The organism is Streptomyces sp. NPDC002730 (assembly GCF_042888805.1).
Taxonomy (GTDB): domain Bacteria; phylum Actinomycetota; class Actinomycetes; order Streptomycetales; family Streptomycetaceae; genus Streptomyces.
The window spans coordinates 76,667-98,758 of sequence record NZ_JBIAQG010000010.1; the positions used below are offsets into that span (position 1 = coordinate 76,667).

Below are 22,092 nucleotides of genomic sequence, written 5' to 3' on the forward strand. Positions count from 1 at the left end.
GGGGGTGGCGGCGGCCGACGGACTCCTTGCCCGTCGGCCGCCGCCCTGTGACACTTCGAACATGGGGCGGCGTACACAGGCGGAGCGGGACGCCTTGACCATCGAGACCGGATACGCGCTCCTCAGCGCGGTCCTGGTCGCGGCGGTCGTCTTCGGAGTGATCGCGGGACCGAAGCTGATGTTCGCCATGCCGTACACCGCTGAGCGCGGGCTGCTCATCGCGGGCGGCGCGGCGGCCGCGGTCGCCTTCGTGGTGCGCGTCGTGACTGTGCTGTGGCGCTTTCCCCGTACGCCGCCTCAGCCGAGCCAGCCGGGCCGCACCAGCCCCGACTCATAGGCCAACACGACGAGTTGGGCCCGGTCGCGGGCGCCGAGCTTCACCATCGTGCGGCTCACATGAGTCTTGGCGGTGAGCGGGCTGACGACAAGCCGGCGGGCGATCTCCTCATTGGAGAGGCCGATGCCGACCAGGGCCATCACCTCCCGCTCCCGTTCGGTGAGTTCGGCGAGGCCCTCGGCGTCCGTGGGTGCTTTGGAGCGGGCAGCGAACTCCGCGATCAGACGCCGCGTCACTCCCGGCGACAGCAGCGCGTCCCCGTGCACCACCGCCCGTACCGCACGCAGCAGTTCCTCCGGCTCGGTGTCCTTGACCAGGAAGCCCGAAGCACCGGAGCGGATGGCCTCGAAGACGTACTCGTCGAGCTCGAAGGTGGTGAGCATGACCACCTTCACCCCGTTCAGCCGCTCGTCCTCGGTGATCCGGCGGGTGGCGGCGAGACCGTCGAGCAGCGGCATGCGGATGTCCATCAGCACCACGTCGGGGCGCAGTTCACGCACCAGCCGCACCGCTTCCTCGCCGTCACCGGCCTCGCCCGCCACCCCGATGTCCTGCTGGGCGTCGAGCAACGCCCGGAATCCTGCCCTGACCAGCAGCTGGTCGTCGGCGAGCAGTACGCGGATCACATCGTCTCCTTCGGCCGCACAGGGAGCTCGGCCCGTACCCGGAAGCCGCCGCCCGGGCGCGGACCCGCATCGATCGTGCCACCGAGGGTGGCGGCACGCTCCCGCATTCCGACAAGGCCGTTGCCGCTGCCGCCCGCGTCCGAGCCGGTGGCCGGTCCTTCGTCGTCGATCCGGAGGTCGAGGCGGCCGGACGCATAGCCGATCCGTACCCGCGCGGTGCGCGAGCCCGAGTGACGTACGACGTTGGTGAGCGCCTCCTGGACGATCCGGAAGGCAGCCAGATCCGTGCCGGGCGGGAGCGCGGTCCGGTCGCCGTCCGTCTCGACCTCGACGCTCAGTCCGGCGCCCGCGGCCTGTTCGACGAGTTCGGGCAGCCGGTCGAGGCCGGGCGCGGGTGCACGTGGGGCGTCTCCCGGCGTACGCAGTGTGTCGAGGACCTGCCGCACCTCGCCCAGCGCCTCCTTGCTGGCCGCCTTGATGGTGGTGAGCGCGGTGCGGGCCTGCTCGGGGTCGGTGTCGAGCAGCGCGAGGCCCACGCCCGCCTGGACGTTGATGACCGAGATGGAGTGCGCAAGGACGTCGTGCAACTCGCGGGCTATCCGCAGCCGCTCCTCGTCGGCGCGGCGTTTCTCGGCGGCGGCGCGCTCGATGCGCTCACGGGCCCAGACCTCGCGTCGGACACGTACGAGCTCCGAGGCCGCGAGGACGGCGACCACCCAGGCGGCGATGACCAGCTCCTGCGCCCAGGGCGCGGCCTTGTCACCGTGCGGCGGCAGATCGGCGTACAGCCAGTGGGCAATCAGCAGATGACCGACCCAGAGGCCGCCGACGGCCCACCAGGCGGCACGCCGGTGCCCGGAGGTGACGGCGGCGAAAGCGCCGACCGCGACGGTGAGGAAGACCGGGCCGTTCGGATAGCCCGCGGCGAAGTAGGCCAGCGCTGTCGCGGCCGCGCCGAAGACGGCGACAACGGGCCACCGATTGCGCAGCAGCAGGAACGCCGGTCCCGCGAGCAGCAACACCCGCGCGAAGGCGTCGAGCGCCTCACGGTGCTGGCCGGGGGCGGCGAAACTCGACCCCACCAGCACGAACACGGCCAGCACGAGGGTCGACGGCCAGGGCACCCTTGCGTTGCTCCGCCGTGCCTCCCAGTGACGCAACGGCGGTGGTCCGCCCCGCGCCCAGGGGGGACCACCGCAGTTCCGGGTGCGCTGCTCTTCCATACCGGCAACGCTAGACCGGGGCCGGGGCGGCGGGCGTCAGCCAGGCGTGGCGATCACACATACTCCCTGCGCAGTACGGCGACGGGGGCCGACGCCTCCTGGAGCCCGACGGGTCCAAGCCCTAGCGGTGCCGCAGGCCGACCTCGTGCGCGAGGCGGGCCGCGGCCTGGCCGAAGAAGACGTCCCGCTCCTCGACGACCCGGTTGAACTGGCCGAAGAGCTCGAAGGAGATGAGGCCGAAGAGCTGGGACCACGCGGCCACCAGGGCCACCACGACGGCGGGCGGCAGGTCGGGGGCGATATCGGCGGTGAGCCGGTGCGCTTCGGGTCGCAGTTCCTCGGCGAGCGGCGGTAGCGCGATGCCGCCCGAGCGGTAGGCGTCGCGGGCGACGGAGATCAGCGCGAGGCCGACGCGGGAGGCGGGTCCGACGGTGTCCTGGGGCGCGGTGTAGCCGGGGACCGGAGAGCCGTAGATCAGGGCGTACTCATGAGGGTGGGCGAGGGCCCAGACGCGTACGGCCGAGCAGATCGCGGTCCAGCGGGCGGGGTGGTCGTCCGGGGCCGGGGCAGCGGCGAGGGCGGTCTCGGCCGCGGCGCCGACCGCGTCGTAGGCGTCGACGATGAGGGCGGTCAGCAGATCGTCACGGCTCGGGAAGTAGCGGTAGAGAGCGGAGGACACCATGCCCAGCTCGCGGGCGACAGCGCGCAGGGAGAGCTTCGCCGCGCCCTCGGCCGCGAGCTGTTTGCGAGCCTCGTCCTTGATGGCTGCGGTGACTTCGATACGGGCCCGTTCCCTGGCCCCACGGATCGTGGTCATGGGATGCAGTCTTTCACGTTTCGGAGCACTGACCAACAACGAGAGCACCGCTCTTGCTTTGGATCACCGATCAGGTGCACACTGCTCTCAAGCGAGAGCAGTGCTCTCTCAATGATTCTCTCGACACCAGTGGAGATCACCATGTCGCAGGCGCACTACATCAAGCCCGGCCGCTTCGACACCATCGTCAACGGCACCATCGGCTGGCTGGCCCGACGTGGCGTCAGCCTGATGGGCACCGCGGAGCTCTCCGTGCGCGGCCGCACCAGCGGCGAGTGGCGACGCATCCCGGTCAACCCGCTCCCCTACGAGGGCGGCCCGTATCTGATCTCTGCCCGCGGCCACTCCCAGTGGGTCCGCAATCTGCGCGCCGCGGGCGGCGGGCAGCTCCAAGTCGGCCGCAAGACCCAGCAGTTCACCGCGGTGGAGCTGGCCGACGAGGAGAAGCCCGTGCTGCTGCGCACCTACCTCGAGCGCTGGGGCTGGGAGGTCGGCCGGTTCTTCGGCGACGTCAACGCCAAGTCCACGGACGAGGAGCTGCTCGCCGCGGCGCACAAGCACCCCGTCTTCCGGATCACCGTGACCAAGTGACACCGGGCCGGGGGACACCGTGACACAGGGCAACACCCTGTCACCGGGCGACAACGTGACGCAGGGCCGGGCGATACCCGGCCCCGGGCGGCCGGGGCGGAACGGCCCGGACGGCCCGGACGGCCCGGACGGCCCGGACGGCCCGAACGGTTCGGGCAGCCCGCTAGGCGCGCCGGTCCATCATTTCCAGTGCCCGCCGCGCCACACCATGCGTTCGCACCAGACCGGCCAGCGTCGTCGATCCCCGCGCGATGTCCGCGAACGCCTTCCACGCCGGGCGCAAACCGGTGATCGCCGCATGCAGCAGCCCCGGACGCCGCTCGAAGATCGCGAGCATCCGCCGCCCGACCCCCATCTCCACACCCAGCCCGGCCTTGATCGCGAACGCGTAGTTCAGCGCCTGCCGACGGGCGTCCACGGCATCGTGGGCCTCCGAGATCCGTACGGCCCACTCCCCCGCGAGCCGCCCCGACCGCAGCGCGAAGGAGATGCCCTCCCGGGTCCACGGCTCGAGCAGCCCGGCCGCGTCCCCGCACACCAGCACCCGCCCCCGTGACAGTGGCGAGTCGTCGCTGCGGCACCGGGTCAGATGCCCCGAGGAGATCGCCGGCTCGAATCCCGCGAGCCCCAGGCGAGCGATGAAGTCCTCCAGATAGCGCTTGGTCGCCGTGCCCTCGCCGCGGGCCGAGATCACTCCGACCGTCAGCGTCCGCCCCTTGGGGAACACCCAGCCGTAACTCCCGGGCATCGGCCCCCAGTCGATGAGCACCCGGCCCGCCCAGTCCTCGGCCACCGTCGCCGGTACCGGGATCTCCGCCTCCAGGCCGAGATCGACCTGGTCGAGCTTCACCCCGACATGCGCGCCTATCCGGCTGGCGCTGCCGTCCGCGCCCACGACCGCACGCGCCAGCACGGTCTCGCCGTCGGCGAGCACCACGGCGACCGTGCGCCGGTCCGGGACGGCAGGGCCGTGCTGCTCCACGCGGGAGACGGTCGCGCCGGTACGCAGTACGGCGCCGGCCTTCTGCGCCTGCTCCACAAGAGCGGCGTCGAACTCGGGTCGGTTGATGAGCCCGAAGAGCATCCGCTTGGAGCGGCGGGTACGGGCCAGCTTGCCGTTCAGCGAGAAGGTGACGGCGTGCACCCTGTCCTGCAGCGGCAGTTCGAAGCCGGGCGGGAGGCTGTCGCGCGAGGGGCCGATGATCCCTCCGCCACAGGTCTTGTAGCGGGGCAATTCCGACTTCTCCAACAGGAGCACCTGGCGGCCCGCGACCGCCGCCGCATAGGCCGCCGAAGCGCCCGCGGGCCCGCCGCCGACCACGACGACATCCCACACCGGCTCGCCGTACTCACCTACGGCATCTGCGTTCTCGCTGCTCACGATCTGCTTCTGCTCCCGATCCGACGCATGATCCACGCTCTCGACGGCATCCTACGGCGCGGTCGCTTCCCGCCCCTGTGCGAGGATCAACCACACATTCGCCGTACACACACCGCACAACGTCGCACCCACGAGGAGCGTGCCCATGACCGTCAATCCGATCGCCGAGACCATTGCCTCTTTGATGCCCCGCGCCCAGGCGGAGCTCACGGAGCTGGTGGCCTTCCAATCGGTGGCGGACGAGGCCGTGGCGCCGAAGAGCGAGTGCGAGGCCGCCGCGAACTGGGTGGCCGGTGCGCTGCGCGCCGAGGGATTCCAGGATGTCGCGCTCCTGGACACCCCTGACGGTTCGCAGTCGGTGTACGGGCTGCTGCCCGGCCCGGAGGGTGCGCCGACGGTGCTGCTGTACGCGCATTACGACGTGCAGCCGAAGCTGGACGAGTCCGCGTGGGTGACCCCGCCGTTCGAGCTGACCGAGCGGGACGGCCGCTGGTACGGGCGTGGCGCCGCCGACTGCAAGGGCGGCTTCATCATGCACCTGCTCGCCCTGCGCGGCCTCAAGGCGAACGGCGGCGTACCGGTGAACATCAAGGTGATCGTGGAGGGCTCTGAGGAGCAGGGCACGGGTGGTCTTGAGCAGTACGCCGAGGCGCACCCGGAGCTACTGACGGCCGACGCCGTCGTGATCGGCGACACCGGGAACTTCCGGGTGGGTCTGCCGACGGTGACGGCGACGCTGCGCGGTATGACGATGATCCGGGTCCAGGTCGACACTCTCGAAGGCAATCTGCACTCGGGCCAGTTCGGCGGCGCGGCGCCCGACGCGCTGGCCGCGCTCATCCGCGTACTGGATTCGCTGCGCGCCGAGGACGGTTCGACGGTGGTCGACGGGCTCACCGCGGACTCCACCTGGGAGGGGCTGCAGTACCCGGAGGGCGAGTTCCGCAAGGACGCCAAGATCCTCGACGGTGTCGGCCTGATCGGCAGCGGCACGGTCGCCGACCGTATCTGGGCGCGCCCCGCCGTCACCGTGATCGGCATCGACTGCCACCCGGTGGCCGGCGCGACCCCCTCCATCCCGGCGACTGCCCGGGCGCAGATCAGCCTGCGGGTGCCGCCCGGCCAGGACGCGGCCGAGGCGACCAAGCTGCTGTTCACGCACATCGAGAAGCACACTCCGTGGAACGCCCGCGTCACGCTCGAGCAGGTGGGCCAGGGCCAGCCGTTCCGGGCGGACGTCTCCAGCCCGGCGTACACCTCGATGGCCGACGCGATGCGCATCGCGTACCCGGGCGAGGAGATGCAGTCCGCCGGCATGGGCGGCTCGATCCCGCTGTGCAACACGCTCGCCGCGCTCTACCCCGAGGCGGAGATCCTGCTGATCGGCCTGAGCGAGCCCGAGGCACAGATCCATGCGGTGAACGAGTCGGTGTCGCCCGAGGAGCTGGAGCGGCTGTCCGTCGCCGAGGCACTCTTCCTGGTCAACTACGCCGAGTCCAAGAAAGCTTGAGCGCTCGGCGGAGATCGCGGAGAAGGTAGATCCGTGCGGGTCCGGCGCGACGGTGACCAGCTGACTCCGGTCGCGGGGATGTTACGCGTCAGCCCACGGGGACGCCGGCCTCCAGGTTGAGCACGGTCCCGCGCTCGCGCGCGCGCAGCGCCCAGCGCAGGCGTTCGTAACGGGGCGGCGGCAGCAGTTCCGCCGCCTCCTCCTCGCCGACGAACCGCCAGCCGCGCAGCTCCGATCCGGGCAGCAGCACCCGCCGCGCCTCACCACTCGGCAGCCGGCCACCGTCGAAGAGCAGCCGCAGTCCGCCGAATCCCGGCGGCCGCGGCGGCTCCCAGTCGACCACCAACAGCGTGGGCACCTCCCCGAGTTCGATGCCGAGCTCTTCGGTGACCTCGCGCATCCCCGCGCGTGCGGGTGCCTCGCCGCGTTCCACCACCCCGCCGGGGAACTCCCAGCCCGGCTTGTAGGTGGGGTCGACGAGCAGCACCCGGTCCTCCTCGTCGAAGAGCAGCACTCCGGCGGCGAGAGTTTCGGCGCTCGGCTCGGGCGTCTGGACGATCTCGCAGGCCGCGGCGGCCCCGGTCCGTACCGCTTCGGCGATCCGCTGCGCCGTCTCCTGCGGATCGAGCCGGCTGGTGTCGATGACGTGCGCGTCCGCGCTGATCCAGTCGAGGGCCGCGAGATAGGGCTCGATGTGTTCGTACGCCCACTGTCTGACGCGCTGTTCGGCGTCGGGGATGTCCGGCTCCTCGCGGTTGGCTATCCGCTCGCGCAGGATCGTTTCATCCGGGGACAGCAGCACATGGCGCACCGCGATCCTGCGGGAGGCGAGCCCGCCGAAGATCTCGTCGCGGTACTCCTGGCGCAGCAACGTCATCGGCACCACAAGCACCCCGCCCAGCTCGGCGAGCAGCGCCGCGGCGGTGTCCACCACGAGCCGCCGCCAGATCGGCAGATCCTGATAGTCGCTCACCTCGGCGAGCCGCTTCTGGGGCAGCTGGTAGCCGAGAGAGCCGCCGATCAGTTCGGGGTCGTAGAGCGTGCTGTTCGGGATCAGATCGATCAGTTCGCGTGCGGTACTGGTCTTGCCCGCTCCGAACGCACCGTTGATCCAGACGATCACGGTTCCCCCTCTGCCGTAGCCCTCAGTGGATTGCCCGCAACACCCTGCCACGGAAACCCGTTGCAGGAACCGGCCGGTTGATCACGTACACAACTGTGGCCGTGCTGTTGCCGGTTCACCACCACCGTCCCGCGCCCTGACGCGTCTCACCATACGAACGGATGCCCCCGCCGGGCCGTGACACCCGGCCGCGGAGCGTCGTTGGAGCGGGAGAGACAAGGGGGTGCGGGATGCGCCGTACGGTGTTGGAGCAGTTTCCCGCCGGGGGCCCGCGCGGCAGCTGGCCGGCCGAGGAGTTCGCACGGGCACGCCGGGACGAGGGTCTGGCGGCGGAGGTCGTGATGGACCTCGAATCGGACGCCTTCCTGGTGGTCGTTCCACAGCGGACCGCGGAGGCGGTCGTCTAGGACGACACAGCTTCCGCCCCGGGCCGGGACGGAAGCCGGCTGCCGTCCGACTCAGCCCTTGGTGGAGCCGAGGGTGAGCCCGGCGATGAAGTGGCGCTGGAGCAGCAGGAAGACCAGCAGCGTCGGCAGTGCCACGATCACCGAACCCGCCGCCAGCAGGTTGTAGTCGGTGAAGAACTGACCGCGGAGGTTGTTCAGCGCCGAGGTGATGGGCAGCTTGTCGCCGTCGGAGATGAAGACGAGCGCCCAGAGGAAGTCGTTGTACATCCAGGTGAACTGCAGCGTGCCGAGCGCCGCGAGGGCGGGGCGGCAGAGCGGCAGCGTGATGCGCCAGTACTGCGTCCACACACTCGCGCCGTCCACGATCGCCGCCTCCAGGATCTCCTGGGGCAGGGTGCGCATGAAGTTGGCGAGGACGAAGACGCAGAACCCGATCTGGAAGCCGACCTGGACGGAGATGACGGCCCAGTACGAGTCGAACATCGTCATCGAGTCGGACATCCAGTACGGCAACGGGATGCGGTTGAACAGGACGTACAGCGGAGTGACGATCACCTGCTGGGGCAGCAGATTGCCGGCGGTGAAGAGCATCAGCAGCACGATCGAGCCGCGCATCCTCAGCCGTGACACGGCGAAGGCGACGAAGGAGGCGAAGAAAAGCGCGAGCAGCACTCCCGGCACGGCGATGATCAGGGTGTTGATGAAGTACTTCATCATCCCCGAGTCGCTGAAGGCCTGTTGGTAGTAGTCGAAGGAGAGCTTCTTCGGCAGCGAGAAGTAACCGTGCTCGGAGGTCTCGTCGTACGGCCGCAGCGAGGCGTACACCGCGAGCAGCAGGGGCGCCAGGAAGGCCAGCGAGACAGTCATCAGGAACGCGTGCACGCCGAGCCGGCCGGGGCGCAGGGCGCGCTTGCGGGGCGGTGGAGCCGCGGCCGGAGTGGTGGCGGGCGCCGGGGCGGTGTCGATCGTCATCGGTTCTTCTCCCCACGGATCTCCTGGACCAGATACGTCACGACGAATCCCATGGAGACAAGCAGCAGCACCACGGCGATCGCGGAACCGAAGCCGATCCGGCTGGCCTCGCCGATGATGTTGTCGGTGACGAGGACCGAGAGCAGCTCCAGGCCGTTTCTGCCTTTGTTGACGGCGTAGACGATGTCGAAGGCGCGCAGCGCCTCGATGACAGTGATGACGCCGACGATGACGTTGACGGGCCGCAGGGTCGGGAAGACGACACGGAAGAAGGTCTGCCGCTCGCTCGCACCGTCGATGGCGGCGGCTTCCTTCAGCGAGGGATCGACGGCTTTGAGGCCGGCGAGGTAGAGGATCATGACATAGCCGGTGTGCCGCCAGGCCGCGGCCAGCAGGATCATCCAGATGTTCAGGTCGGGATCGCCGAGCCAGTCGGTGGGGTTCTCGGTGTCCGCGAGGATCGCGTTGAGCGCGCCCTGGTCGCGGGAGAAGACCAGCTGGGCGATGAAGCCGACGACGGCGAGCGAGAGCACCACCGGCATGTAGAGCGTCGACTGGTAGAAGCGGCTGAACCGTACGCCCCGGTCGATGAGGACGGCCAGCAGCAGTCCGAACGGGGTCGCGATCAGTCCGAGGAAGGCCAGCCAGAGCAGGTTGTGGCGGGCGGCGGGCCAGAACTGCGGATAGTTGGTGAAGAGGTTCTCGTAGTTCTTCGTGCCGACCCAGTGGATGTCTCCGATGCCGTCCCAGCTGGTGAAGGAGAGCACGATGGAGGCGAGGGTCGGCCCCCACACGATGGCCATGTCGAGCAGGATCGGTATGCCCAGCAGCACGCCGAGTACGGCGAGGTCGCGGCGGGTGAACCGCCGCGGACCTCGTCGAGCGGCGCGCCGCGGGGTGCTCACTCTCGTTCGCCCCGCGGTGTCGTTCGGGGTGCCCCGGTCGGCCTGCGGTTCCGGCCGGGGGTCCGGGGGTTGTCCCCCGGGAGATTGCAGCAGCGGCACGGGTGGTGGCTCCAAGTCGGTTTCGGCCGGTGTCAGTCAGTCCTCGGAGGCGAAGATGGTCTTCTTCTGCCTCTCGATGCTGTTGACCAACCCATCCACGTCCTTCGGCTTGTTGATGAAGGTCTGAATGGCCGGGATCATCACGGTCGAGGAGAAGTCCGGCCTCGTGTCCCGGTCCAGGAACTGCGAGATCTGCTTGGCGCCGGAGACGAGTTCGACGGCCTTCTTCTGCAGCGGGGAGTACTTCGAGATGTCGGCCTGGTCGCTCACGGCGATGTTGTTGGGGTCACTGGCGAGGTAGATGTCCTCCGCCTTGCCCGTGGCCAGCCACTTGAGCAGGTCCTTGGCGCTCTCCAGGCTCTTGTCGTTCTTGAGGTCCTTCGACTTCTTCGCGAGCAGGAACCCGTCGATGGGCGCCTCGACCGCGTCCTGTCCGTGCTCGGGATTGATCACCGGGAACGGGAAGAAGTCGATGTCGGCCTGCTCGCCCTTGGGGAACTGGGCGCCGGGGTGCGGGAGTCCGAAGACCGCCATGCCCGCCTGCTTCTTCTGCAGACTGGTTGCGGCCTCCTGCCAGGTGCGGCCGTTGGCTCCGGGCTGGCAGTACGGGAGGATGCTGCGCCAGGTGTCGAAGACGTCCTTGACGCGCTTGTCGGTCCACGCCTCCTTGCCCGCCATCAGGTTCTTGTGGAACTCGTATCCGTTGCTGCGCATGTTGATGTAGTCGAACGTTCCCATCGCCGGCCAGCCGTCCTTGTCGCAGAACGCGATGGGGATGAGCTTGTCCTTCTGCATCTGCTTGGCGAGCGCTATGTACTCGTCGAGCGTCTTGGGAGCCTGGTAGCCGTGCTGCTCGAAGACGCTCTTCCGGTGGAAGACGGCCCACGGGTAGTAGTAGTACGGCGTGAGGTACTGCTTGCCGTCCTCACCCGTGGACTGGGCCTTCAGCGCCGGCGAGAAGCCCTGGTAGCCCGCCCAGTTGTCGCTGATGTCGTGCAACAGGCCCTTCTTGGCGAAGAACTGCATGCGGTAGCCCGCGAACCACATGAAGACGGAGTCCGGCTTGCCCTGCAGGTAGCGGTTGATGTTCTCCTGGAAGGTGTTGTGGTCAACGGTGTTGACCTTGACCTTCCTTCCGTCCTTCGACTGCTTGCCGTATGCGGAGAACGCGTCGGCGAAAGCCTTCTTCGGCACCGGGTCGGACGAGTTGGACCCCAAAGTGATGGTCTTGCCGTCCCCGCCGGGCCCACTGCCGCATGCGGCGAGCAGCGAGGGCAGCGCGACCGCACCCGCACCCGCCGCTGCGCCACGCAGCAGATTCCGACGGGACATCCGATGTCCTGCCACGCTCCCGGGCGCGGCAGAACCGTTGAACGATGACTGCGCCATGTCCCCTCCTCCGGGGTGCAACTCAACACAACCCAACGCGAGAATTGGATCTCACTCCCAGAAAGGGGTGTCGTCAAGGGTTTTGGCGAGACATCGAACAACCGTTACCGCATCTCTTCCAACAGACTCCAACACGGCCTACCGTAAACGCTCGCGACTGACACGTACATGCCGCCATCCCAAAATGCGCGAGTACGGAGGAACGTTACGATGCGTCACCTTCCCACCCGCAGTACCCGCCTCAGAGTCGTCGGAGCGCTGGCCGCCGTGCTGCTCGGCGCGACGGGGCTGGGCACACCGGCTCTCGCCGCCGGTGCCCCGGCCGCGCCCCCCGGTCCCGCGCCGGCGGCCCCGCAGCTCGACGAAGGGCTCGCCCTGACCCCTCCGATGGGGTTCAACAACTGGAACTCGACCCACTGCAGGGCGGAGTTCAACGAGGCGATGGTCAAGGGAATCGCCGATATCTTCGTCGAGAAGGGCCTCAAGGCCGCCGGCTATCAGTACGTCAATCTCGACGACTGCTGGGCGCTGCCGCAGCGCGACACGAACGGCAAGCTGGTGCCCGACCCGGTGCGCTTCCCCAACGGGATCAAGGCCGTAGCCGACCATGTCCACTCCAAGGGGCTGAAGTTCGGCATCTACACCAGCGCCGGGACCAAGACCTGCAACATCGCGGGCTTTCCCGGCGGACTCGGCCACGAGTACAGCGACGCGCAGCAGTTCGCCGACTGGGGCGTCGACTACCTCAAGTACGACAACTGCAACAACCAGGGTTTGGACGCCAAGCTCCGCTACAACACGATGCGCGACGCACTGAAGGCGGCCTCTGAGACAACAGGACGTCCCATCGTCTACAGCATCTGCGAGTGGGGACAGAACAAGCCCTGGGAGTGGGCCACCGGAGTAGGTCAACTGTGGCGCACCACCGGCGACATCAGTGACAACTGGGGCTCCATGCTGTCGATCATGAAGAAGAATCTGCCGCTGGCTCAGTACGCGGGACCCGGTCACTGGAACGACCCCGACATGCTGGAGGTCGGCAACGGCGGCATGACGGACACCGAGTACCGCTCCCACTTCTCCATGTGGTCGATCATGGCGTCGCCGTTGCTCATCGGCTCCGATCTGCGCAAAGCGCCCGCATCGGCCTTCGAGATCCTCGGCAACCGCGAGGTCATCGCGGTCGACCAGGACCCGCTCGGCAAGCAGGGCACGGTGATCAGCTCCGAGGGTGGCCGCTGGGTGGTGGCCAAGGAGATGGCGGACGGCAGCCGCGCGGTCGCGCTCTTCAACGAGACCAGCAGCCCGCAGCGGATCGCCACCACGGCCGAGGCCGTCGGCCTGCCCGACGCCGCCGGCTACCGGTTGCGCGATCTGTGGCAGCACACCGACGCCAACACCGCGGGCACGATCTCGGCGACGGTGCCCGCGCACGGCACGGTGCTGGTGCGCGTCTCGACGGACCGGAAGTGGGCGCTGCTGCCGCCTGCCCTCGAAGCGAACGCCGACGAGGGCCTGATGGCCGAGGCCGGCGAGACCGCGGAGCTCACCTCGACCGTCACCGATCTGGGCCGTACGCCCGCGCTCGCCGTCTCCGTATCCCTGACCGGACCCGAGGGCTGGCGGATCAAGGCCACCTCCAGGTCCGCCACTCCGGCGCTCACCAGCGGCAGCGAACTCACGACCGGCTGGGAGGTCGTCGTGCCGCGAACCACCCCGACCGGCTCGTACGGACTGACGCTGACGACCAAGTACCGCTCGCTGGCCGGACAGCGGCTCACCACCTCCGCACCGGCGAGCGTGCATGTGGTCGTGGCACCGCCCGCGGGCCGGACGTATCTCAGTGATCTCGGCGCGCTGAGCGCGGAGAACGGCTGGGGTCCCGTGGAGAAGGACACCAGCAACGGCGAGAGCAAGGCCGGAGACGGCAAGCCGATCACCATCGGCGGCCAGGTCTTCGCCAAGGGCCTCGGTGTGCACGCCGCGAGCGCCGTGGCGTACTACGCGGGCGGTAGGTGCACCACCGTCACCGCGCAGGTCGGCCTGGACGACGAGAAGGGGGCGAAGGGCACGGTCGCCTTCGAGATCTGGGCGGACGGGAAGAAGGCCGCCTCGACGGAGGTACTGACCAACGCCATGCCCGCACAGCCGATTTCGGCGGATGTCAGTGGTGCGAAGGTCGTACGTCTGGTGGTCACCGACGGCGGTGACGGGGTCGACTCCGACCACGCCGACTGGGCCGACCTCAGGATCGGCTGCTGACAACCGCTGCCGCCTCGCCGTCACGGCCGAGCGAGGCGGCAGCGGCCGCACCCACCAGACCGGCGTCCGTGCCCGTCAGGGCCGGAGCCACGGTCAGCCGCTGTACGAAGGAGAGCGTGGCGTAGTCGTGCAGGGCACGGCGCAGCGGCGCGAAGAGCACATCGCCCGCGCCCGCCACTCCTCCGCCGATGACGGCAATCTCGATCTCGACGAGAGTCGCTGTGGCGGCGATCCCGGCGGCGAGGGCCTGGGCCGCCCGCTCGAAGGAGGCGACCGCGACCGGGTGTCCGGCCCGGGCGGCGACGGCCACCGCGGCGGCCGAGGTGTCGCCGTCGGGGCCGGGTTGCCAGCCGTTCTCCAGCGCCCGGCGTGCGATGTTCGGGCCGCTGGCGATCCGCTCCACGCAGCCGCGCGCGCCGCACGGGCAGAGATCGCCGTCCAGGTCGACGCTGATGTGGCCGATGTGCCCGGCGTTGCCTGTGGGTCCCGGATGGAGCTTCCCGCCAAGGACGAGTCCACCGCCGACACCGGTCGAGACGACCATGCACAGGGCGTTGTCGTAGCCGCGGGCCGCGCCCTGCCAGTGCTCGGCCGCGGTCATTGCGACGCCGTCGCCGACCAGCGCGACGGGCAGCCCGTCGGCGGCCCGGCGCACCCGCGCGACCAGCGGAAAGTCTCGCCAGCCTGGGACATTGACCGGGCTGACCGTACCGGCGGAGGCGTCCACCGGACCAGCGCTGCCGATGCCGACGGCCGAGGCTCGCACCCAGAGCGGGGAGGCGGCAAGCTCGGCCAGGACCGCCTCGACGGCGCGCATCACGGTGTCGCCGTCCTCACGGGCGGGTGTCGGGCGCTGCGCCCGCAGCACAATCCCGCCGCTGCCGTCCACCAACGCGCCGGCGATCTTGGTGCCGCCGATATCGAGCGCGGCGACGAGGTCGGTATGCATCGGTGTGGGATCCCCCGGGGAGCTGTCGGACCTGCGGATTCAGTAACAGTCTCCATTCCCCTGACAACGTTGTCCAGGGCCTATGCTCGACGCCACACCCTCGCACACCGGACAACGACAGGACAGCGCACTGTGGCCGAGACCGACCGTCACCCGCCGACGGCGGGCCGCACCCGAGGCCCCGAGCCCCGCTACGGCAATCGGCCCACCATGAAAGATGTCGCCGCGCGGGCCGGTGTCGGCCTGAAAACCGTCTCCCGGGTGGTCAACGGCGAAGCCGGTGTCACGCCCGACACCGAACGCCGGGTGCACGAGGCCATCGAGTCCCTCGGCTTCCGCCGCAACGACAGCGCACGGGTGCTGCGCAAGGGCCGCACCGCCTCGATCGGGCTGGTGCTCGAAGATCTCGCCGACCCCTTCTACGGGCCGCTGAACCGCGCGGTCGAAGAGGTCGCCCGCGCCCACGGCGCCCTGCTCATCAACGGTTCGAGCGCCGAGGACCCGGAGCGCGAGCAGGAGTTGGTGCTCGCGCTCTGCGCCCGCCGGGTGGACGGGCTGATCGTGATCCCGGCCGGCCACGACCACCGCTATCTGGAGCCGGAGATAAAGGCGGGCGTCGCCACGGTGTTCGTGGACCGCCCGGCCGGTCAGATCGACGCGGACGTGGTGCTCTCCGACAGCTTCGGCGGCGCCCGCAAGGGCGTGGCGCATCTGATCGCGCACGGCCACCGCCGTATCGGATTCATCGGCGACCAGCCGCGTATCCACACCGCTGCCGAGCGTGTGCGTGGCTACCGCGCCGCCATGGAGGACGCCGGGCTCGCGGTGGACGACAGCTGGGTGTCGCTGGGCTCCACTGCTCCGGAACCGGTGCGGGCGGCGGTCGAGGCGATGCTGGCGGGCCCCGAGCCGGTCACCGCGCTGTTCGCGGGCAACAACCGGGTGACGGTGACGGCCGTACGGGTCCTGGCTGAGCGCGACCGCCCGGTCGCACTGGTCGGGTTCGACGACATCGAACTCGCCGACCTGCTCGGCATCACGGTCATCGCCCAGGACGCCGCGACTCTCGGGCGTACGGCCGCCGAGCGGCTGTTCCGCCGCCTCGACGGTGTGGACGACGAGCCCGCGCAGGTGGCGCTGGAGACGGTGCTGATCCCGCGCGGCTCGGGCGAGCTCCCGCCGCCGGCAGACGGGTAGGCCGGGCACCGGCGTGTCGCTGAACCCGCCCTGGACCTGGACGGGCCCAGACCTGGCAGATGTACCTGCCGCCGCCGATGGAGTGGACGGGCGCCGGGGCCGGGTCCGAACCGCCGCCGGTCGTCGAACCGCGGTTGGTGAACGTGCTGCCCGCCGCCCGAGGTGCTCGACCCACCGGTCGACCCGCCGCCGGTCGTACCGGTGGAGCCGCCGACGGTCGAACTTCCGCCCGGTCCTCGCGGCCGAGCACCTCGTCGACGGCGCGCCGGACCACGCCCATGAGGTCCGCGCGGCTACTTGGCTGTGGCCGTGAGGTCCCCGCGGCGCGGCGAGGCGAACCCGTCGAGATCGGCGCGGGTGAGACCGGTGAGCCGGGCGACCTCGGCGGTGTCCAGGGCGCCGCAGTCGATGCCGCGCAGCAGATAGCCGCTGAGCGCCTTGGCGGTGGCGGGCTCGTCCATGACGTCGCCACCCGCGTGGTTGGCGTACGCGGACAGCCGTGCGGCGGCCTGCTCGAAGCCCTCGCGGTAGAAGGCGAACACGGCGGCGTAACGGGTCGGGAGGTGGCCCGGGTGCATGTCCCAGCCCTGGTAGTAGGCGCGGGCCAGCGCGCGGCGGGTGAGTCCGTAGTGCAGCCGCCAGGCGTCGTGCACCTTCTCGGTCGTGCCGACCGGCAGGACGTTGGTGGAGCCGTCGGAGACGCGTACGCCGGTGCCCGCGGCCGCGACCTGCATGACGGCCTTGGCGTGGTCGGCGGCCGGGTGGTCGCTCGCCTGGTAGGCGGCGCTGACGCCGAGGCAGGCGCTGTAGTCGAAGGTGCCGTAGTGGAGTCCGGTGGCCCGCCCCTCGGCAGCGTCGATCATCCGGGCCACGGTGGCGGTGCCGTCGGCGGCGAGGATGGACTGGCTGGTCTCGATCTGGATCTCGAAGCCGATCCGGCCGGCCGCCAGGCCACGAGCCTTCTCGAAGGCTTCGAGCAGCCGAACGAAGGCGGTGACCTGCTCGGGGTACGTGACCTTGGGCAGCGTGAGCACGAGTCCGCCGGGCAGACCGCCGGCCTCCATGAGCCCGGTGAGGAAGATGTCGAGGGTACGGATGCCGCGGTCGCGTACGGCTGCTTCCATGCACTTCATGCGGATGCCCATGTACGGGGCGGCGGTGCCCTTGGCGTACGCCTCGGTGATCAGACGGGCGGCCCGGGCCGCGTGGGCGTCCTCGTCGGCGTCACCGCGGCCGGCGTAGCCGTCCTCGAAGTCGATGCGCAGGTCCTCGACGGGCTCGCGCTCCAGCTTGGCCCGTACACGGTCGTACACCGGTCCCGCGAGCTTGTCGGAGAGGCCGAGGACGGCGGCGAAGGATGCGGCGTCCGGTGCGTGCTCGTCGAGCGCCGCCAGCGCCTGGTCGCCCCAGGAGCGGATGGTGTCGGCGGCGAAGACGTCACCGGGTACGTAGACGGTGTGGACGGGCTGGCGGGTGCCGGGGTCTCCCGGGTAGCGGCGGGCGAGTTCCGCGTCCACCGGCGCGAGGGAGGCGCTGATGCCCTCGCTGACCGCTCCGGCGAGGCTCGTTGCCACCTTCTCCTGCTGGCCCATCCTGCACCCTCCTGTTTTCCGCTCCACGGAATCAACAATCCGTATAGCGAAGTTAATAGGCGGTCGCGACCTGCGTCAATGGTCACCCGAAAGCGTGCGGGGCCGCGCGGTGAAGATCACCGCGCGGCCCCGGGCCGTAGAGGACTTCCGCAGATCAGCCCTTGCGGGTCTGAACCTCTGCGGTCAGCTGCGGGACGACCTCGAAGAGGTCGCCGACGACGCCGTAGTCGACCAGGTCGAAGATCGGGGCCTCGGCGTCCTTGTTGATGGCCACGATGGTCTTCGAGGTCTGCATGCCGGCCCGGTGCTGGATCGCGCCGGAGATTCCGGAGGCGATGTACAGCTGCGGGGAGACCGACTTGCCGGTCTGGCCGACCTGGTTGGAGTGCGGGTACCAGCCGGCGTCCACGGCGGCACGCGAGGCACCGACAGCGGCACCGAGCGAGTCGGCCAGCGCCTCGATGATGTGGAAGTTCTCGGCGCCGTTGACGCCACGGCCGCCGGAGACCACGATCGCGGCCTCGGTCAGCTCGGGACGGCCGGTCGACTCACGCGGGGTGCGCGCGACGACCTTGGTGCCAGTGGCCTTCTCGGAGAAGGTGACGGTCAGGGCCTCGACGGCGCCCGCGGCCGGAGCGGCCTCCACGGCGGCCGAGTTCGGCTTCACGGTGATGACCGGAGTGCCCTTGGAGACACGGGACTTGGTGGTGAAGGAGGCGGCGAACGCGGACTGCGTGGCCACCGGACCCTCGTCGCCGGCCTCGAGGTCGACGGCGTCGGTGATGATGCCGGAGCCGATACGGACCGCCAGGCGGGCCGCGATCTCCTTGCCCTCGGCGGAGGACGGGACGAGCACGGCGGCCGGGGAGACGGCCTCGTACGCCGCCTGCAGCGCGTCCACCTTCGGTACGACGAGGTAGTCGGCGAACTCGGGCGCGTCGGCGGTGAGGACCTTGACCGCACCGTGCTCGGCGAGCGCGGGCGCGGTGGCCTCGGCGCCGGAGCCGAGGGCGACGGCGACGGGCTCGCCGATGCGGCGGGCCAGCGTCAGCAGCTCAAGGGTGGGCTTGCGGACGGCGCCGTCCACGTGGTCGACATAGACGAGAACTTCAGCCATGGGATTGCTCTCCTGCGAATGCGAAGTATCTGGGGGCAGTTGGGGGCTCAGCGAGCCTCAGATGCTGTGTTGACCCGGGGGGCAACCCCCGGACCCCCGGCAGCTAAATGAACTTCTGGCTCGCAAGGAACTCGGCCAGCTGCTTGCCGCCCTCGCCCTCGTCCTTGACGATCGTGCCGGCGGTACGGGCCGGACGCTCGGCGGCCGAGTCGACCGCGGTCCAGGCGCCCTCGAGGCCGACCTCGTCGGCGTCGATCTCGAGGTCCTCCAGGTCCAGGGACTCCACCGGCTTCTTCTTGGCGGCCATGATGCCCTTGAAGGACGGGTAGCGGGCCTCGCCCGACTGGTCCGTCACGGAGACGACGGCCGGCAGGGACGCCTCGAGCTGCTCGCTCGCGGTGTCGCCGTCACGGCGGCCCTTGACGACGCCGTCCTCGACCGAGACCTCGGAGAGCAGCGTGACCTGCGGAACGCCCAGGCGCTCGGCGAGGATCGCCGGGAGCACGCCCATGGTGCCGTCCGTCGAGGCCATACCAGCGATGACCAGGTCGTAGCCGGTCTTCTCGATGGCCTTGGCAAGCACCAGCGAGGTGCCCATGACGTCGGTGCCGTGCAGATCGTCGTCCTCGACATGGACGGCCTTGTCGGCGCCCATGGAGAGCGCCTTGCGCAGCGCGTCCTTGGCGTCCTCGGGGCCGACGGTCAGCACGGTGATCTCCGCGTCGTCCGCCTCGTCGGCGATCTGCAGCGCCTGCTCGACCGCGTACTCGTCGAGCTCCGACAGCAGGCCGTCGACGTCTTCGCGGTCCACGGTCAGGTCATCGGCGAAGTGCCGGTCGCCGGTGGCGTCGGGCACGTACTTCACACAGACAACGATCCTCAAGCTCACGCCGGCTCTCCTACTGCATCGTCTCTACTGAGCTGCCTTCTGATGGCAGCATAGGCGCCTTACTGGGCGGATCCCGGTCGGGGCGGCCCGCGCTCCGACCGAAATATTACTCGTCAGTACACCCAGCTCCTTCCTCATATGCAAGCGCTTAGAACTGTGACCTTGCCAACGCTCCGTAACCGGCAGGCTCCGGGAACTCTCAGTCCCGCAGAGCGTTGAAGCGTCCCTGGTGGTAGAGCAGCGGACGGCCGGCCCCCGCGGGGTCGCCGACGACGGCCTCGGCGATCACGATGCGATGGTCCCCGGCCTGGACGCGGCCGACGACACGGCACACCAGCCAGGCCAGTACGCCGTCGAGGACCGGGACGCCCTCCGGACCGTTACTCCATCGGGTGGGCTGCCCGAAACGGTCGGCGCCGCTGCGCGCAAAGGTCGCGGCCAGCTCCTGCTGGTGCTCGCCGAGTATGTGTACGCCGATGTGCTCGGCCCTGGCGATGACCGGCCAGCTGGACGAGGACGTACCCACGCCGAACGAGATCAACGGAGGTTCGGCGGCCACGGAGTTGAGGGAGGTGGCGGTGAATCCGACGGGGTGGTCGCCCTGGGCGGTGATCACCGCGACGCCCGCGGCGTGCTGCCGGAAGACGGAGCGGAGCAGGTCGGGAGAGGCCAGCTGAGCGGTGCCGAGATCGGGCGAAGCCGTCATGGAGTTGTCCTTCTGCAGGGGATGCGAACGGGGCGGCCGTGGCTGCTCAGACAGCCGGACAGCGCGCACTCGCGTTTCGGACGAGGTCCACATGGGGCCGCCCGTAGAGAAGGAGTTCTTGGGGCACAGCGTCAGCGTGACGATGGATGGCGGGTGCAGTCAAGCGTGTTCGAGGATGTGCGACACGAGTCACGGGGCGTCACACCGCCTGTCCGAGCGCGGCGATCACATCCGCCTTGCGGGGCTGGCCGGAGGCCCTGGTGACGATGCGGCCGCTCGCGTCGAGCACCAGCACGGTGGGTGTCTTGAGGATGTTGAGGTCACGGACCAGAGCGAGCCGCTCCTCCGCGTCGATCTCCACATGCGACACGCCGTCGATCATGTCCGAGACTTCGGCGAGGGTGCGCCGGGTCGCCCGGCAGGGCTGGCAGAACGCGCTCGAGAACTGGACGAGCGTCGCCCGCCGGCCCAGCTCCACGCCCAACTCGGCCGCACCGAGCCGTCTCTCCGCGTCTCGACCGCGCACCTTCAGCCTCCCACCGCTCCGCCGCTGCCAGAGCCCAAAGACGCTCGCCGCCGCGAGCACCACCGCACACACCACGAGTCCTGTCATCCACCGGTCCAGCGTTCACAGGACCGCAAAGATTCCCGGCCCCGCACGGCGGATCTTCTGCGCGATGCTGTCGGGCATGGACATCGACGTCAGGGGCCCGCGCTTCGGAGCCGCCGTCACCACGCTCGTACTCGCCGCGGTTCTCGTCACGGGCAGCGGCATCCTGCTCGCCTGGCAGGCTCTCTGCTTCGCCGCGGGAGCGGTGTTCGGCGTGCCGCGTTCTCCGTACGGATGGCTGTTCCGCACCGCGGTACGGCCGCGCATCGGGCCGCCGGCCGAGTTCGAGTCGCCGGCTCCGCCGCGCTTCGCGCAGGCCGTTGGCCTGGCCTTCGCCCTGCTCGGCCTGGTCGGCTATTTCTGGGGTCCGTCGTGGCTCGCCCTCACCGCCACCGGATGCGCTCTGGCCGCAGCGTTCCTCAACGCCGCATTCGGGTACTGCTTGGGATGCGAGCTGTACCTGCTCTTCCGCCGCGCCACCACGGCACGGTCATGATGGGCCAAGCAAGCACGTGACAAGAATCTCGCCCGCCCAACGCGCCAGGACTGGTCAGTAGGCTGCGTATGGGGCACGATCTGCCCAATGCCGAAAACCTACGGCTGCGTAACTTCCGCCGGGAGAACCCTCCCCGGGCACAACAGAAGGGCCCTCTCCAGATGGCAGAGCTCGTCTATCGGCCGGTCGTCGGCGCCGCTCGAACCTTGTTCAAGGCGTGGGACCTGAAGATCGACACTCAGGGTTCGGAGAACATCCCGCGCTCGGGCGGCGCTGTGCTCGTCAGCAACCACATCAGCTACCTGGACTTCATCTTCACCGGACTCGCGGCGCTCCCCCAGAAGCGCCTGGTGCGCTTCATGGCGAAGGAATCCGTCTTCCGGCACAAGGTCTCCGGCCCGCTGATGCGCGGAATGAAGCACATCCCGGTGGACCGCAAGCAGGGTGAGACGGCGTACGCGCATGCGCTCGAGTCGCTGCGCTCGGGCGAGATCATCGGGGTCTTCCCGGAGGCGACGATCTCGCAGTCGTTCACGCTCAAGAGCTTCAAGTCGGGTGCGGCCCGGCTGGCTCAGGAGGCCGGCGTGCCGCTGATCCCGATGGCCCTGTGGGGCACCCAGCGGATCTGGACCAAGGGCCGGCCGCGCAACTTCAAGCGCAGCCACATCCCCGTCACCATCCGCGTCGGCGAGCCGGTCGAGGCCCCCGCCGACCAGTACGCGGGCGCGATCACCCGGCGGCTGCGCGAGCGTTGCCAGGAGCTCCTGGAAGCGGCCCAGCGCGCCTATCCCGTACGCCCCAAGGACGCGGGCGACACCTGGTGGGTGCCCGCCCACCTCGGGGGTACGGCGCCGACTCCGGCCGAGGTCCGCGAGGCGGGCTGAGACCACACGA

Annotated in this window: 23 protein-coding genes; 8 read left to right on the forward strand and 15 right to left on the reverse strand. The window is 69.8% G+C overall.

All coding sequences use genetic code 11. The features are described 5' to 3' along the window. Nucleotides 1-61: 61 nt before the first annotated feature. The gene (locus ACFYXH_RS25085; RefSeq protein ID WP_327321876.1) at nt 62-337 is read left to right on the forward strand and encodes a DUF6332 family protein; all 276 of its coding nucleotides are present in this window, start codon (nt 62-64) and stop codon (nt 335-337) included. On the opposite strand, the gene ACFYXH_RS25090 is transcribed toward ACFYXH_RS25085, so the two are convergent. From ACFYXH_RS25090 to ACFYXH_RS25100, 3 genes are all read right to left on the reverse strand, one after another. Next, nucleotides 298-963 (reverse strand): response regulator transcription factor, encoded by a 666-nt coding sequence (locus ACFYXH_RS25090; RefSeq protein WP_327321877.1) that lies wholly within the window; start codon nt 961-963, stop codon nt 298-300. The genes ACFYXH_RS25085 and ACFYXH_RS25090 overlap by 40 nt on opposite strands. After that, nucleotides 960-2,186 (reverse strand): sensor histidine kinase, encoded by a 1,227-nt coding sequence (locus ACFYXH_RS25095; protein WP_389567019.1) that lies wholly within the window; start codon nt 2,184-2,186, stop codon nt 960-962. Before ACFYXH_RS25095 ends, ACFYXH_RS25090 begins: the two co-directional genes overlap by 4 nt. 121 nt (nt 2,187-2,307) lie before the next feature. Beyond that, nucleotides 2,308-3,003, reverse strand: coding sequence for a TetR/AcrR family transcriptional regulator (locus ACFYXH_RS25100; RefSeq protein ID WP_389567021.1), 696 nt, complete (start codon nt 3,001-3,003; stop codon nt 2,308-2,310). Nucleotides 3,004-3,144: 141 nt separating this feature from the next. On the opposite strand from ACFYXH_RS25100, the gene ACFYXH_RS25105 reads away from it, so the two are divergent. Further along, nucleotides 3,145-3,594: a nitroreductase family deazaflavin-dependent oxidoreductase gene (locus tag ACFYXH_RS25105; protein ID WP_389567024.1), complete on the forward strand. Its 450-nt coding sequence runs from the start codon at nt 3,145-3,147 to the stop codon at nt 3,592-3,594. A 163-nt stretch (nt 3,595-3,757) separates the two neighbouring features. Here the strand turns inward: ACFYXH_RS25105 and ACFYXH_RS25110 are convergent, their stop codons facing one another. After that, nucleotides 3,758-4,975 carry a geranylgeranyl reductase family protein gene (locus ACFYXH_RS25110; protein ID WP_389567026.1) on the reverse strand — a complete coding sequence of 406 codons (1,218 nt, stop codon included), beginning with the start codon at nt 4,973-4,975 and terminating at the stop codon, nt 3,758-3,760. 145 nt (nt 4,976-5,120) lie between these two features. On the opposite strand from ACFYXH_RS25110, the gene ACFYXH_RS25115 reads away from it, so the two are divergent. Further along, nucleotides 5,121-6,485 (forward strand): dipeptidase, encoded by a 1,365-nt coding sequence (locus tag ACFYXH_RS25115; RefSeq protein ID WP_389567028.1) that lies wholly within the window; start codon nt 5,121-5,123, stop codon nt 6,483-6,485. A gap of 88 nt (nt 6,486-6,573) precedes the next feature. Here the strand turns inward: ACFYXH_RS25115 and ACFYXH_RS25120 are convergent, their stop codons facing one another. Next, the gene (locus ACFYXH_RS25120) at nt 6,574-7,608 is read right to left on the reverse strand and encodes an NUDIX domain-containing protein (RefSeq protein WP_389567031.1); all 1,035 of its coding nucleotides are present in this window, start codon (nt 7,606-7,608) and stop codon (nt 6,574-6,576) included. A gap of 230 nt (nt 7,609-7,838) precedes the next feature. On the opposite strand from ACFYXH_RS25120, the gene ACFYXH_RS25125 reads away from it, so the two are divergent. After that, nucleotides 7,839-8,015, forward strand: a complete 177-nt coding sequence (locus ACFYXH_RS25125; RefSeq protein ID WP_389567034.1) for a hypothetical protein — start codon at nt 7,839-7,841, stop codon at nt 8,013-8,015. A gap of 51 nt (nt 8,016-8,066) precedes the next feature. Here the strand turns inward: ACFYXH_RS25125 and ACFYXH_RS25130 are convergent, their stop codons facing one another. From ACFYXH_RS25130 to ACFYXH_RS25140, 3 genes are all read right to left on the reverse strand, one after another. Next, entirely contained in the window at nt 8,067-8,987 is a 921-nt protein-coding gene (locus ACFYXH_RS25130) for a carbohydrate ABC transporter permease (RefSeq protein ID WP_385304751.1), read from the reverse strand. Continuing rightward, nucleotides 8,984-9,892 (reverse strand): carbohydrate ABC transporter permease, encoded by a 909-nt coding sequence (locus ACFYXH_RS25135; RefSeq protein WP_389567038.1) that lies wholly within the window; start codon nt 9,890-9,892, stop codon nt 8,984-8,986. Before ACFYXH_RS25135 ends, ACFYXH_RS25130 begins: the two co-directional genes overlap by 4 nt. A gap of 135 nt (nt 9,893-10,027) precedes the next feature. Then, nucleotides 10,028-11,323, reverse strand: coding sequence for an ABC transporter substrate-binding protein (locus tag ACFYXH_RS25140; protein ID WP_389567041.1), 1,296 nt, complete (start codon nt 11,321-11,323; stop codon nt 10,028-10,030). A gap of 267 nt (nt 11,324-11,590) precedes the next feature. On the opposite strand from ACFYXH_RS25140, the gene ACFYXH_RS25145 reads away from it, so the two are divergent. Next, nucleotides 11,591-13,642, forward strand: a complete 2,052-nt coding sequence (locus tag ACFYXH_RS25145; RefSeq protein ID WP_389567045.1) for an NPCBM/NEW2 domain-containing protein — start codon at nt 11,591-11,593, stop codon at nt 13,640-13,642. Here the strand turns inward: ACFYXH_RS25145 and ACFYXH_RS25150 are convergent. Then, nucleotides 13,626-14,591, reverse strand: a complete 966-nt coding sequence (locus tag ACFYXH_RS25150) for an ROK family protein (protein WP_362692957.1) — start codon at nt 14,589-14,591, stop codon at nt 13,626-13,628. The genes ACFYXH_RS25145 and ACFYXH_RS25150 overlap by 17 nt on opposite strands. Before the next feature lie 210 nt (nt 14,592-14,801). Here ACFYXH_RS25150 and ACFYXH_RS25155 point away from each other — a divergent pair, with 210 nt between their 5' ends. Beyond that, nucleotides 14,802-15,788, forward strand: a complete 987-nt coding sequence (locus tag ACFYXH_RS25155; RefSeq protein WP_389567708.1) for a LacI family DNA-binding transcriptional regulator — start codon at nt 14,802-14,804, stop codon at nt 15,786-15,788. 293 nt (nt 15,789-16,081) lie between these two features. On the opposite strand, the gene ACFYXH_RS25160 is transcribed toward ACFYXH_RS25155, so the two are convergent. The 6 genes from ACFYXH_RS25160 to ACFYXH_RS25185 all read right to left on the reverse strand — a co-directional run bounded on the left by ACFYXH_RS25160 (nt 16,082) and on the right by ACFYXH_RS25185 (nt 20,705). Beyond that, nucleotides 16,082-17,380, reverse strand: a complete 1,299-nt coding sequence (locus ACFYXH_RS25160) for a DUF6986 family protein (protein ID WP_389567050.1) — start codon at nt 17,378-17,380, stop codon at nt 16,082-16,084. A gap of 154 nt (nt 17,381-17,534) precedes the next feature. Next, entirely contained in the window at nt 17,535-18,497 is a 963-nt protein-coding gene (locus ACFYXH_RS25165) for an electron transfer flavoprotein subunit alpha/FixB family protein (protein WP_327321898.1), read from the reverse strand. A gap of 103 nt (nt 18,498-18,600) precedes the next feature. Further along, the gene (locus ACFYXH_RS25170) at nt 18,601-19,386 is read right to left on the reverse strand and encodes an electron transfer flavoprotein subunit beta/FixA family protein (protein ID WP_385304758.1); all 786 of its coding nucleotides are present in this window, start codon (nt 19,384-19,386) and stop codon (nt 18,601-18,603) included. Between the two features lie 199 nt (nt 19,387-19,585). After that, nucleotides 19,586-20,092: a flavin reductase family protein gene (locus ACFYXH_RS25175; protein WP_389567055.1), complete on the reverse strand. Its 507-nt coding sequence runs from the start codon at nt 20,090-20,092 to the stop codon at nt 19,586-19,588. A 46-nt stretch (nt 20,093-20,138) separates the two neighbouring features. Continuing rightward, nucleotides 20,139-20,285, reverse strand: a complete 147-nt coding sequence (locus ACFYXH_RS25180; RefSeq protein WP_389567058.1) for a putative leader peptide — start codon at nt 20,283-20,285, stop codon at nt 20,139-20,141. Between the two features lie 6 nt (nt 20,286-20,291). Continuing rightward, a complete protein-coding gene (locus tag ACFYXH_RS25185; RefSeq protein ID WP_389567061.1) occupies nt 20,292-20,705 on the reverse strand; it encodes a TlpA family protein disulfide reductase in 414 nt (137 codons plus the stop codon). A 76-nt stretch (nt 20,706-20,781) separates the two neighbouring features. On the opposite strand from ACFYXH_RS25185, the gene ACFYXH_RS25190 reads away from it, so the two are divergent. After that, on the forward strand, nt 20,782-21,198 hold the full coding sequence (locus tag ACFYXH_RS25190) for a DUF4395 domain-containing protein (RefSeq protein WP_389567064.1): 417 nt from the start codon (nt 20,782-20,784) through the stop codon (nt 21,196-21,198). Nucleotides 21,199-21,359: 161 nt separating this feature from the next. Beyond that, on the forward strand, nt 21,360-22,082 hold the full coding sequence (locus ACFYXH_RS25195) for a lysophospholipid acyltransferase family protein (protein ID WP_389567067.1): 723 nt from the start codon (nt 21,360-21,362) through the stop codon (nt 22,080-22,082). The last annotated feature ends 10 nt before the right edge of the window (nt 22,083-22,092 follow it).